The organism is Candidatus Rokuibacteriota bacterium (genome assembly GCA_030647435.1).
GTDB lineage: Bacteria > Methylomirabilota > Methylomirabilia > Rokubacteriales > CSP1-6 > AR37.
In genome coordinates, this window is sequence record JAUSJX010000050.1 from 1 (window position 1) to 12,000 (window position 12,000).

The following is a 12,000-nucleotide window of genomic DNA, read 5'->3' on the forward strand; positions in this document are numbered from 1 at the left end:
GATGAAGGGGCGCCGCACCGAGATCAACTATCTCAACGGCTACGTCTCGGAGCAGGGCAGGCAGGTCGGCGTCAAGACGCCCTTCAACGACAAGATCGTCGAGCTGGTCAACGCCCCCGGCGTCGGCCTCCTCAAGCCCGATCCGAAGAACCTCGACCCCCTCTGGGCCCTGGTGCCGCAGTAGGCGCCTGCGTTTCGCAGGGCCTTCGCCCGAGTCCGGGCGGCGTGTGGGGATGGAAGCCGACTGCGATCGAGACGATGGATGGAAGAATCCCGGAAGCTCAAGGAGGATCTCGTGACGGCACGCGAGTTGATGACTGAGAATCCCGCGACATTGACCGCCCAGGCCAGCCTCGCTGAGGCCTGGGATCTGATGCGAGAGCTGGAGATCCGCCATGTGCCGGTCATCCAGGACGGCGCGCTCGTCGGCATGCTGAGCGATCGTGATCTCGCCCGCGTGGATATCGCCAGCCTGCTCATGGCAGAAGGCGCGGGCGCGGCCGGCCAGGATCTCGGCACGCCCATCGCCGGCCTCATGAGCACGGACGTGATTTTTGTGCAGCCGGAGACCGAGCTGAGCGATGTCATAGATCTCTTGGTCGAGTCCAGGGTCGGCGCGCTCCCGGTGATCGATCCGGACACTCGGGCCGTGGTGGGCATCGTCAGCTACATCGACGTCCTTCGGGCTCTGCGAGACCAACTCGAGGAGCAGTAAGCGCCTTGGGGATCAGGTCTTGAAATCACATGAACCCACGTGTGGCCTCACTGATGTCATGAGAACGGTCTCGCGCTGTTGCTATGCTCGCCATGGGCGACAGCGCTCCCAGAAAGGGGGCCGACGCCATGACATTCGTGGGATGCGACCTGCACACGCGCATGCAGCAGGTGGCCGTGCTGGGAGCGTAGATAACATAAACCCGTTCTCAGACATGGCCCGCCTCGCCCGAGGGTCCTCCCTCGGGGCCTGCCTTGTCACAGGACCCGATCTGGTTGCCCCACGCCCCTATAGTCCACGATCCGCAGACAACCTGCGAGAGGACCGAGTGATAGACCGTCGCACGTTTCTGGCTGGCACGGGTGCGGTGCTCCTTGCTGCGCCGCTCGGCGCCGAGGTGCAGCAGGCGGGGAAGGTGTGGCGCATCGGCTACTGACAAGGTAGGGCCCGAGGGAGGACCCTCGGGCGAGGCGGGCCATGACTGACAATGGGTTTTATGCTATCGGCTCTTCCGGGTTTCGTGTGGGTCGGTCCTACCTGTTGTGGTCGGGCTCATCGTTCCGAGCCCCTGATTTCTCTAGTGTTGAGGCGCTCGTCTAGCGCCAGCCCCTTGGAGCCGCCGCACTCATGGTCACGTCGCCGTGCTCGTTTCCCCGCGTCAGTACAGGCCGGGGCCGCCGCCGACCGCCGCAGACAGCTGACCGCCTGCCGGCCCCGGGACACGCAGAACCGTTGATCGCTACAGCTTGGGGTCACCCACACAGAACCCGGAAGAGCCATGCTATCTACGCTCCGCCGGCCCAAAAGAGCCGGACCCTGGCCCAGCGGGTTCGCTACAATCGAGCCGCAGCCATGCAGGGCACCCGGGGCGAGCTGACTGGCGACCTATCGGTTTCGCGCAGCCTCACTAAGTCCCAAAGGCGCTGAAGACGGACAGCTCCGGGGCCGGCGGCTCGACGACGCTGGGGTCTGTCAGAGGGTCCTGGATGCCCGCTGCATGGGGCCGCGTGATGCGAACTGGCGTTAATGTTTCCTATGGGCTGAGGTGGTGACGGACTTCCTTCGGTTCCGCGAGCGTGGTATCATCCCCGTCGCCGAGCCCGTCCATCATCCAGAGGGAGAATCCGTCATGAGTCTGCGCAGTCGTTTCGAGCGGCAATTCGCGAGCTCCGAGAAGCTCTCCGCTCGCGCGCAAGCGGTGATCCCCGGCGGCATCACCCACGACGGCCGGTTCATGCGGCCGTTCCCGCCGTACTTCTCGCGAGCCCTCGGCTCGAGGAAGTGGGACGTCGACGGGCGCGAGTACATCGACTACTGGATGGGGCACGGCGCGCTGATCCTGGGCCACGGATATCCCGCCGTCGTCAAGGCACTGCGCGACCACGCCGAGCTGGGCCTGCACTACGGCGGCTGTCATGAATTCGAAGTGCAGTGGGCCGAGCTGGTCTGCCGCCTCGTGCCCTGTGCGGACCAGGTCCGGTTCACCAATTCGGGATCGGAGGCGGTCCACCTGGCGACGCGCCTGGCGCGCGCCTTCACCGGCCGCAGCAAGATCGTGAAGTTCGCCGGCCACTTCCACGGCTGGCACGACACGCTCATGCTCGGCGTCGACCTTCCCTTCGACACGCCGCCGACGATCGGGCTCCCGGAGATGACGCCGCAGGAGGTGTTGCTGTGCCCGCAGGGAGATGCCGACGCGTTCGCCGCGCTCCTGGCCCGTGACGATATCGCCGGCGTGATCTTGGAGCCGTCGGGCGCGTCGTTCGGCACGATCCCGATCCGTCCCGCGTTCGTCAAGCAGGTGCGCCAGATGACGACCGAGCGCCGGATCCCGCTGATCTTCGACGAGGTCGTGACGGGGTTCCGGTACGCCGTCGGCGGCGCGCAGCAGTACTACGGCGTCACGCCGGAGCTGGCCGCGTTCGGCAAGATCGTCTCCGGTGGCCTCACGGCCGGCGCCGTCGCCGGACGCGCCGACATCATGGGCCAACTGGCGTACACCGCGGACGCCGAGCGGAACCGGTACCGTCGCGTCGCTCACCGCGGGACCTTCAGCGCCAGCCCCATCGTGGCCGCCGCCGGCATCGCGACCCTTGAGGCCATCGCCGACGGCACCGCCATCGCGCAGGCGGCCGCCCGCGGAGCTGCGCTGCGGGAGGCGCTCAACGCGACCATCGATCGGCACGGACTGCCGATGGCCGCCTACGGCGACGTGTCGAGCTTCCACCTCTGCCTGGATCATCACGGCGTGGTGGCGTCGGCCAAGCAGTTCGACGCGTTCGCCGTGGATGCCGCGATCCTCAAGGGCGCGAAGACGGAGACCGTGCACGCCTTCCGCATGGCCATGCTGCTCAACGGTGTCGACACCATGCGCCAGTCCGGACTCCTGTCATCGGCGCACACCGGCTCGGATGTCGAGCGGACCGTGACGGCCTTCGATCAGGCGCTCACCGATCTCCAGAACGAACGTCTCATCGGATAGCTGAGGAGGCCGACCATGCCGACCGATTGCCGGTGGTTCTCGCGGGTCCCCGCTCTTGCCGCCCTCGTCGCCCTCGCCGGCGCGCTGCTGCTGCCGCCCGCCGGCGAGACGCAGTCCACGCTCGGAGAAATCAAGAAGCGCGACAAGATGATCGTGGGCGTGAAGACCGATTTCCCGCCCTTCGGCTCCGTCGACGCCTCGGGCAAGAACACCGGGTTCGACATCGACGTCGCCTACGAGCTGGGCAAGGCGATGCTCGGCAACCCCAGCAAGGTCGAGCTCGTGTCCGTCACCTCCGGCAACCGCATCCCGTATCTCCAGTCGGGGAAGATCGACATCATCGTCGCCACCGTCACCATCAACGACGAGCGCAAGAAGGTGGTCGAATTCTCCGAGCCCTACTTCCTGTCCGGCGCCCTGATCCTCGTCCCCAAGGCGAGCCCCATCAACGACGTGAAGGACCTCAACGGCAAGAAGGCGGCGATCATCCAGGGCGCCATCACCGACGCCGACCTCGCCGAGCTGGCGCCGCAGGCCACGCGGCTGAAGTACGGCAAGGTCACGGAGGCCGTGCTGGCCGTGAAGGCCGGCCACGCCGACGCGTTCGTCCAGGACGACATCCTCATCCTGAAGCTCGCCAAGGAGAATCCTGACATGCGGGCCGCCGGCAAGCCGTTCTACCCGCGCGGGTACGGCATCGCGGTCAGGAAGGGCGACGTGGAGTTCATCAATTGGGTGAACACGCAGCTCAAGCGGATGCGCGCGGACGGCACGTACGAGCGCATCTGGAAGAAGCACCTCACGGAGTTCGAAGCGAGCCTCGTGAAGCCGTAAGACCGCACGGCATGCCGGGAGCGCGTCGCCGGTGAAGGCCTACGAGTTCCACTTCGTCGAGGTCTGGAAGGCGCTGCCTTATCTCACGGAGGGGGCGGCGCTCACCATCGGCATCTCCTTCTTGGCCATGCTGCTCGGCCTGGTCGTCGGGCTCGCCCTCGCCCTGACATCGCAGGGATCCCTTCGCGTCGGCCGGTGGGCCGTCAGCGTCTACGTCGAGATCTTCAGAAACACGCCGCTCCTGATTCAGATCTTCTTCATCTACTTCGGCCTGCCGCTCGTCCTCGTGAAGCTGCCGGCCTTCGCCTCGGGACTCCTGGCGCTGACGCTGTACAGCGCGGCCTACAACGCGGAAGTCTTCCGCGCCGGTCTAGAGGCGGTGCCGCGCGGCCAGCGCGAGGCGGCGCGGTCCACGGGCCTGACCGTCTGGCAGGAGGCGCGGCACGTCATCGTCCCGCAGGCGTTGCGGATCTCCTTCCCCGCGCTCGGCAACAACCTCGTCTCGCTGGTGAAGAACTCCTCGCTCGTCTCCGCCATCGGGATGGTGGAGCTGATGTTCGTCGCCAACGACATCTCGTTCAACAACTTCCGCTCGTTCGAAGTCTACGGCGCCGCCGTCGTCTACTACATGGTCATCATTCTCCTGCTCTCGCGGGGCCTCGCGCTCGTGGAGCATCGCCTACAGAAGTCCCTCGCCTGACATGCGCTGGCAGGTCATCCTCCAGAGTCTTCCCTACCTGCTCGAGGGCGTGCGGGCGACGCTCCTGCTGTCGGGCACGGTCCTCGTGACCGGCACCGTGCTCGGTCTGACGTGGGGCCTCCTGCGGGTCTTTCCCGTGATCGCGCTCCAGCGGTTCATGACGGGCGTGGTGGAAGGCGTGCGCTCGGTGCCGCTCCTGCTCCAGATGTTCTTCATCTTCTTCGGGCTGCCGGCGCTCGGCGTCCAGACCCCGGTCTTTCTGTCCGCGGTGCTCGCGATGACGCTGTGGATGGGCGCGAATCTCGCCGAGGTCATCCGCGGCGCGATCGAATCGATCCCGCGCGGCCAGCTCGAGGCGGGGGTGTCGACCGGCCTCACGTACGCGCAGGCGATGCGGTCCATCATCCTGCCGCAGGCGCTGCGGCGCATGCTGCCGCCGTTCGTCGGCCTCTGCACCATCCTGATCAAGGACACGTCGATCGCCGCGATCATCGGCGTCTTCGAGCTGACGCGGGCGGCGCAAGAGACGATCGAGCGGACGTTCAGGACCTTCGAGCTCTACTTCGTCGTGCTCGTGATGTATTTCCTCATCTGCTTTCCGCTCACGTCGCTCTCCCGGTCGCTCGAGCGCCGTCTCGGCGGGCCCGATCACCCGCGGGCCACGCTCGCGACCATGGCGGTCTCTCGATGACGACCCGCGCGATGATCAGCTTCAAGGGAGTCAACAAGTGGTTCGGGGCCTTCCACGTCCTGAAGGACATCGATCTAGAGATCGCGGCCGGCGAGGTCGTCGTGATCTGCGGGCCGAGCGGCTCCGGCAAGAGCACGCTCATCCGCTGCATCAATCGCCTTGAGTCCGTCCAGTCGGGGGAGATCGTGGTCGACGGCCATCGCCTGCTCGACCGGCACCTGGACGTCCCGCGGTTCCGCGCCGAGATCGGCATGGTGTTCCAGCAGTTCAACCTCTACCCGCACATGTCGGCGCTCGACAACATCACACTGGCGCCGCGGAACGTCCGGCGGCTGCCCGCCGCGCACGCGGCGAAGATCGCGCGCGATCTGCTCGCCAAGGTCGGCATCCCGGAAAAGGAAACCGCCTACCCGTCCCAGCTCTCCGGCGGTCAGCAGCAACGGGTGGCGATCGCCCGCGCGCTGGCGATGCAGCCCAAGATCATGCTCTTCGACGAGCCGACGTCCGCCCTCGACCCCGAGATGATCAACGAGGTGCTCGACGTCATGGTCGGGCTCGCGCGGGAAGGCATGACGATGGTGGTCGTCACGCACGAGATGGGATTCGCGAAGCGCGTGGCCAGCCACATCGCGTTCATGGACGAGGGGCGCATCGTCGAAGAGGCGCCCCCGGCCCGGTTCTTCGAGCATCCCGCGAGCGACCGCGCGCGGCTCTTCCTCAGCAAGATCCTGAGCCACTGACGGCGGCGCGAGGGCGTCACGGGCTGCCGTCGCCGTCCCGGCGCGCTCGCGCTCGCTCCCGGGCAGTATCCGATCCGCGACATTGACGTGGGTGGGCGCGGTCCCAACAACGCGGCGTGCTCGCGCGTGTGCTCTCGGCGGCGCTGGTCGGTGTGGAGGCGGCCCTCGTGCGCGTAGGTCTCGATCTCGCCGCGTGCCGCCACCGTCGCTTCAGCGCTTGAACAGGCCCATCAACGACGCCTTGGTCAGCGTGTTGAAGTTCAGGTAGAAGCTCACGACCGCGGCCGAGGTGTCGGCCGTGACGGGCAGGGTGTCCATCGACACGGCGAACACGGTGAAGAGGTAGCGGTGCGGATGGTCGCCCGGCGGCGGGCACGGCCCGCCATAGCTGGGCCGGCCGAAGTCGGTTCGCACCTGCAGCGCGCCCGCCGGTAGCTTGCCGCTCGCGGGGTTGCCGGCGTCGAGCGGTAGCTCCGTCACGCCCGGCGGAATGTTGACGACGACCCAGTGAGCGTAGATAACATAAACCCGTTCTCAGACATGGCCCGCCTCGCCCGAGGGTCCTCCCTCGGGGCCTGCCTTGTCACAGCGCGGATAAACCTCCTCCCACCTCGCGCCGATCCTGCCAGAGCGGGGATCAGCGGTCAAATCGGGGTCTTGAATCACAGGGTGGGCGCCCTCCACGGGACCATCAGGCACCAGCAGGGCAGACGTCCGCGGCTGCCCGGACCCACGGCACCGTCTAGACAGTCACGCCGGGAAGTGCCGGCTGCTCGGCGCCTGCCGCAGTCAGGGGCAACGGGGACCGTGGATCCTCCCGCGCACCGGGCAGCCCGAGATGAGCGAGGATCCGCTGAATCACGGCGGGGTCGTCGATCGTGGCGATCAGCTGCATCCGCCCGGCGCAGCGCGGACAGCGCAGGACGTCCAGGTCGACGGCCCGGCGCATCAGCAGAGCCCACGTCCAGGAGCGGGGCCTGGGTGCGCCCGCGCCCCCCGTGCGGGGATCCGCCGCCCGGTCACGCTCCGTGCAGCGATAGGCGACGACGGCCGGACGCCAGCGCGCGCGGGGGGCCAGCACCCCGTGAGAGAGCCCCAGGTTGATCGCGGGCCGCGGCGTCAAGGCCGCCAGCTTCTCCAGGAACTCCACCGGCCCGAAGAGCAGCTAGGCTGTCCCATCGCTCCAGGGGCGCTTGAGCTCGAGCATCTTCCCCCAGCATTCGGTGTGCACTGGACACTCACGACGAGCAATATTATCGCTTGACGATATCGACCCTTGGAAATACACTCTCGAGTCACGAAATGCTGCGGGGATTCTTCCTCGGCTTCATCAAGATCCATATTCTTCATCATGCGGCGCAAGAGCCGCTCTACGGTCTTTCGCTCATCGAGGAGCTGCGGTGTCACGGCTACCGATTGAGTCCCGGCACCGTGTATCCCATCCTGCACAGCTTGACAGAAGCTGGATATCTGGTCCGGAAGGATCAGGTCGTAGGGGGCAAGATGCGGAAATACTACTCAGCCACGAGGTCGGGGCGCCACGCCCTCGATCAAAGCCGACGCCAGATCGTTGAGCTTGTCCGGGAAGTCGTGGAACAGCGAGACGACTCTTCGCGGGCTGGCGGGCCAGTCAGATCGCCGAGTGAGCGTCCGTCGAGGCGGAAGGCACGTGCGAAGAAGAGAGTCGCATCATAGCATGGGGCCGCCTCAAGACCCCACGGAGGGACCCGCGGGTACGGAGTTACGCGCGGCAGGCCGCTGGCACGGCGCCCTCGAGGTGCTCGCGGCAGCGACACGGCTGGGGCTCACGTCTTTCGGCGGTCCGGTGGCCCACCTCGGGTACTTCCGGAATGAGTATGTCGTGCGCCGCCGGTGGGTGGACGACCAGACCTACGGTGATCTTGTGGCGCTCTGTCAGTTCTTGCCGGGCCCCGCGAGCAGCCAGGTCGGCATCGCCCTCGGGATCTTTCGCGCCGGACTGCTCGGTGGGCTGGCCGCCTGGATTGGCTTCACGCTTCCGTCGGCCATCGCGCTTGTGCTCTTTGGCCTCGGCATTCGAGGAATGGATCTCTCCCAGGCTGGGTGGCTTCATGGCCTGAAGGTCGCTGCGGTCGCCGTCGTGGCCCAGGCGGTTTGGGGAATGGCCCGGTCGCTGTGCCCCGACCGCGAGCGCGCGACGATGGCCATTCTGGCCGCGCTGGCCGTATCGGCCTGGCCAGCAGCGGGTGGACAGGTGTTGGTGATCGCGCTGGCGGGAATCGTCGGGTTGCGCCTGCTCCCGGGATCCGGTGGGATGGGCGCCCCCCACGTGAGAGTCCCCTTCGGGCGCCCACTGGGGATCGGCGCGCTGATCATGTTCTTCGCGCTACTCGTGGCCCTGCCCGTGCTCCGCTATCTGGCGCCCTTTCCCCCGCTTGCCGTCTTCGACAGTTTCTACCGAGCGGGCTCGCTGGTCTTCGGCGGGGGGCACGTCGTGCTGCCCCTGCTCCACGCGGAAGTCGTGCCGCCGGGATGGGTGTCGAACGAACAGTTCCTTGCCGGATACGGCGCGGCCCAGGCGGTGCCAGGTCCGCTCTTCACATTCGCGGCGTACCTGGGCGCGGTCATGCAATCTCGGCCGAACGGCTGGGCTGGAGCGGCACTTGCCCTGATCGCGATCTTCCTCCCATCCTTCCTGCTGGTCGTGGGCGCTCTACCGTTCTGGGACGTCCTCCGCACCCGGGCCGCGTTCCAGGCGGCGCTTCGCGGGATCAACGCCGCGGTTGTCGGCTTGCTCCTCGCCGCCCTGTATCATCCGGTCTGGACGAGCGCGATCCATGCACCCGCCGACTTCGCCCTCGCCTTGGCCGCCTTCGGCTTGCTCACTCTCTGGGCAATGCCGCCGTGGCTCGTCGTCGCCTTTGCCGCGGCGGGCGGTTCGGCGATCGCTGCGGTCCGCTGAGACTGACGGCGAACAAAATAGCAGAAGGGGTTAGGGAGAATTCCCTAACCCCTTGACCTAGCTGGTCGCGGGGGCCCGCAACCAACCGAAGCCGAATCACGACGAGGGCTGAGAGAACGTTAGCCGCTGGCCCTCTTCGTATCCTCTGTGCACGAACTACGTACGAAACGCGCGCGCGCGCATCGAACCCCACCACCCCGCGCCCGACGCTTCCGCTCGCTCATCTCGGACGGTCCCACAGGCTGGGGCGTTCATGTGGGTGAATCGCCCACGGATCCGCGCCGGGCCGTGACCTCTGTGCTATGGTGTGGCGAACTTCAAACCTTGTGAGGAGGTGCGTCGATGGCCGTCAAGATCAGCATCAGGCCCAACGGCCCGTATCTGGTGGAAGGCGAGGTCGAGTTAGTAGATGTTAACGGCAACAAGATCGACACGAGCGGGCGGGGGCCCCGGTTCGCGCTGTGCCGCTGCGGTGCGTCGGTCACCAAGCCGTTCTGTGACGGCACCCACAGCAAAATCGGCTTCCAGGCCGCTGAAGCGGCCGTCGCCCAAGAGAAAAAGTAGGTCCTCGAAACGTACTCCTAGAGCCAAAGCGGGCCAACATCGGGTCGCGGATCAGCATCTACAATGGCAAGGGCGAGATACTGGCGCGGCTGGGCCAGCGCCCGGCCGGGCTCGAGCTCGGCCAGTTCATCTCACCGCACGGTCTCGCCGTCGACTCGCGCGGCGATATCTACGTCGGCGAGGTATCGTTCACCAACTGGGGCAATCGCTTCACGGGCCGGCCCCACCCGCCCGGGCTGCAAAGCTTACAAAAGCTCGTCAAGGTACGCTGAAGACAGGAGGCGTCATGGCCGAACCAGTGATAATGAGGATCTTCTCCGACTACGTGTGACCCTGGTGCTATCTCAGTACCGTGCGTATTGAGAAGCTCAAGGCCGAGCACCACGTGCAGGTCGAGTGGGTGCATTTTCCACTGCACCCGGACACGCCGGCGGAAGGCCGCTCGCTGGACGATCTGTTCGCGGGGCGCAAGGTGGACCGGAAGGCCATGCACGCGCAGATGAAGGCGCGCATGGACGCCGAGGGTCTCCCCTACGGGGAGCGGACCATGACGTACAACAGCCGCCTGGCCCAGGAGCTGGGCAAGTGGGCGGATACGCAGTCGGGTGGCGAAGCCATCCACGACGCGCTGTTCCGCGCCTACTTCGTGGACGCGCGCGACATCTCCCAGCCCGCGGTGCTCCTGGACATCGTGGAGCGGGTGGGCCTGTCGGTCGACGGCGCGCGCGAGGCGCTGGAGACGCGGACCTTCAAGGCCGCCGTCGACGCGGACTGGGAGCTCTCGCGCCGGTACGGCGTCACGGGCGTGCCGACGTTCGTCGCCGGTCGCTCCGGCGTCGTCGGCGCGCAGCCGTACGAGGCGCTGGAGGAGCTCGTGCGACAGGCCGCGACGCAAGAAAAGAGAGAGGGATAAGCAATGCTTCCGGCTCCGGGTTTCCATCACCTCCACCTGAACTCCGTCGATCCCGATGCCGCGATCGACTTCTATGTCCGGCAGTTTCCGACCTCCGCGAAGGCGAGCTGGGGCGGCCTGCCGGCGCTCGCGGCACCGAACGACGTCCTGGTCCTGTTCAGCCGGGTCGCCACCGCGCCCGCGACGTCGCCGCAGAGCGCGATCTGGCATTTCGGCTGGCATGCCACGGACGCGCGCGCGAGCCTCGAATCGTACAAGAGCCGACCGGACGTCACGCTCTTGCCTCTCTACACCACGGATGAAGGCGGGTCGGTGTTCATGAGTAGCGACACCTGGCCGAGCGCCGGCCGCACGCCCGGCTTGACGAAGGCGCAGATCGCGGAGGCCAAGGTTATCGGTGTCCAGCCGACCCGCACGGGCGGCTTCGGCTACATGCGGGGTCCCGACAATGCGCTCGTGGAATACGCCGGCAACCATCCGGCCGAGCGCTTCAACCACGTGCACATGTACCAGGACGATCCGTTCTGCGCGCAGCTCTGGTACCAGAAGCACCTCAACGCGCCGGTCTTCGCGGGGCGCACCAGTCAGACGCCACTGACCGAAGCCACCTGCAAGGTGGCGCGCGGCCCCGATCGCACCTGGCCGGCGCTCGACCGGGACGGGATGTTCCGCGCGCCGTCGGCCGCGGTCGTGTTCGGCGACGTGGCATTGCCGTGGTACGTGCGTCAGAGCGACCGGCCTCTCGTGAGCTCGCGCGGGCACCTGTACGACCACATCGCGCTCAGCGTCGCCGATCTCGACGCCTGGGTCGCCAAACTGCGGAGCGAGCGTGTCACGTTTCTCGGAGAGCCTTACGAGCTCGGCGACACCCGCGCGGTGATGATCGAGGGGCCGAGCCGCGAAGCGCTGGAGCTGGTCGAGATCGCCTAAGTCGCCATGGCGCCCCGCCATTGACCAGCTTCTTCGTGCCCGGCCCGCCGGTTCGCGGTGTGCGTGCGATGACGCAGTCCACTGACGGGTTTCGTCCCGAGACCCTCGTGGCTATTGACGCAGTTGAGCGAGCGCTCCAGTTAGCTCGGCGCCGGGTCGGCGCGGAAGACATCACCTCCAAAGGCGCGCGCGATGTGACGACGGCGACGGATCTCGCAGTTGAGGACGCGGTTCGAGGCATTGTGCGCGATGCCCTGGGCTTCTCGGTGATAGGCGAGGAGCGCGGAGGCCAGGCGTCGGGAGCAGTGGCTTGCCGATGCCATCGCGCATGGGAGCCCAGGTGACGCGGCCCCTGAGGCCCTGCTCACTGCGCTCCGTGCTGAGGAGACCCGCAGAAAGGACCTGGAACAGCAGCTCGCTACGCTACCGCAGCCAACTGCGGTCGTTTCGGTAGATCGCGACCACGTGGCCCGCGAGCTGCGCACCCGCG

At 67.0% G+C, this 12,000-nt stretch carries 15 protein-coding genes and 1 pseudogene; 13 read left to right on the forward strand and 3 right to left on the reverse strand.

The window, feature by feature from the left end; all coding sequences use genetic code 11:
• The 8 genes from Q7W02_09335 to Q7W02_09370 form a co-directional block, all read left to right on the forward strand.
• The coding region (locus Q7W02_09335; GenBank protein ID MDO8476379.1) for a ketopantoate reductase C-terminal domain-containing protein at window positions 1–184 on the forward strand (184 nt) is incomplete at its 5' end.
• A gap of 78 nt (window positions 185–262) precedes the next feature.
• Window positions 263–715, forward strand: a complete 453-nt coding sequence (locus Q7W02_09340; protein ID MDO8476380.1) for a CBS domain-containing protein — start codon at window positions 263–265, stop codon at window positions 713–715.
• Between the two features lie 328 nt (window positions 716–1,043).
• Window positions 1,044–1,151, forward strand: coding sequence for a twin-arginine translocation signal domain-containing protein (locus tag Q7W02_09345; protein MDO8476381.1), 108 nt, complete (start codon window positions 1,044–1,046; stop codon window positions 1,149–1,151).
• 693 nt (window positions 1,152–1,844) lie between these two features.
• The gene (locus Q7W02_09350) at window positions 1,845–3,197 is read left to right on the forward strand and encodes an aminotransferase class III-fold pyridoxal phosphate-dependent enzyme (GenBank protein ID MDO8476382.1); all 1,353 of its coding nucleotides are present in this window, start codon (window positions 1,845–1,847) and stop codon (window positions 3,195–3,197) included.
• A 15-nt stretch (window positions 3,198–3,212) separates the two neighbouring features.
• On the forward strand, window positions 3,213–4,031 hold the full coding sequence (locus tag Q7W02_09355; GenBank protein ID MDO8476383.1) for a transporter substrate-binding domain-containing protein: 819 nt from the start codon (window positions 3,213–3,215) through the stop codon (window positions 4,029–4,031).
• Between the two features lie 31 nt (window positions 4,032–4,062).
• On the forward strand, window positions 4,063–4,731 hold the full coding sequence (locus Q7W02_09360; GenBank protein MDO8476384.1) for an amino acid ABC transporter permease: 669 nt from the start codon (window positions 4,063–4,065) through the stop codon (window positions 4,729–4,731).
• A gap of 1 nt (window position 4,732) precedes the next feature.
• A complete protein-coding gene (locus tag Q7W02_09365; protein ID MDO8476385.1) occupies window positions 4,733–5,422 on the forward strand; it encodes an amino acid ABC transporter permease in 690 nt (229 codons plus the stop codon).
• 11 nt (window positions 5,423–5,433) lie between these two features.
• The gene (locus Q7W02_09370; protein ID MDO8476386.1) at window positions 5,434–6,162 is read left to right on the forward strand and encodes an amino acid ABC transporter ATP-binding protein; all 729 of its coding nucleotides are present in this window, start codon (window positions 5,434–5,436) and stop codon (window positions 6,160–6,162) included.
• A 210-nt stretch (window positions 6,163–6,372) separates the two neighbouring features.
• Here Q7W02_09370 and Q7W02_09375 read toward each other — a convergent pair whose 3' ends face one another.
• Both Q7W02_09375 and Q7W02_09380 read right to left on the reverse strand, forming a co-directional pair.
• Entirely contained in the window at window positions 6,373–6,681 is a 309-nt protein-coding gene (locus tag Q7W02_09375) for a YbhB/YbcL family Raf kinase inhibitor-like protein (protein MDO8476387.1), read from the reverse strand.
• Window positions 6,682–6,904: 223 nt separating this feature from the next.
• On the reverse strand, window positions 6,905–7,285 hold the full coding sequence (locus tag Q7W02_09380; protein MDO8476388.1) for a hypothetical protein: 381 nt from the start codon (window positions 7,283–7,285) through the stop codon (window positions 6,905–6,907).
• A 179-nt stretch (window positions 7,286–7,464) separates the two neighbouring features.
• Here Q7W02_09380 and Q7W02_09385 point away from each other — a divergent pair.
• From Q7W02_09385 to Q7W02_09405, 5 genes and pseudogenes are all read left to right on the forward strand, one after another.
• Window positions 7,465–7,752, forward strand: a pseudogene (locus Q7W02_09385) (PadR family transcriptional regulator).
• 106 nt (window positions 7,753–7,858) lie between these two features.
• A complete protein-coding gene (gene chrA, locus Q7W02_09390) occupies window positions 7,859–9,103 on the forward strand; it encodes a chromate efflux transporter (protein MDO8476389.1) in 1,245 nt (414 codons plus the stop codon).
• A gap of 342 nt (window positions 9,104–9,445) precedes the next feature.
• Complete coding sequence (locus Q7W02_09395) at window positions 9,446–9,667, forward strand: CDGSH iron-sulfur domain-containing protein (protein ID MDO8476390.1); 222 nt, start codon at window positions 9,446–9,448, stop codon at window positions 9,665–9,667.
• Between the two features lie 286 nt (window positions 9,668–9,953).
• Entirely contained in the window at window positions 9,954–10,580 is a 627-nt protein-coding gene (locus Q7W02_09400; protein MDO8476391.1) for a DsbA family oxidoreductase, read from the forward strand.
• A 3-nt stretch (window positions 10,581–10,583) separates the two neighbouring features.
• Entirely contained in the window at window positions 10,584–11,510 is a 927-nt protein-coding gene (locus tag Q7W02_09405) for a VOC family protein (GenBank protein MDO8476392.1), read from the forward strand.
• Window positions 11,511–11,650: 140 nt separating this feature from the next.
• Here Q7W02_09405 and Q7W02_09410 read toward each other — a convergent pair whose 3' ends face one another.
• The gene (locus Q7W02_09410; protein MDO8476393.1) at window positions 11,651–11,833 is read right to left on the reverse strand and encodes a hypothetical protein; all 183 of its coding nucleotides are present in this window, start codon (window positions 11,831–11,833) and stop codon (window positions 11,651–11,653) included.
• Window positions 11,834–12,000 lie beyond the last annotated feature (167 nt).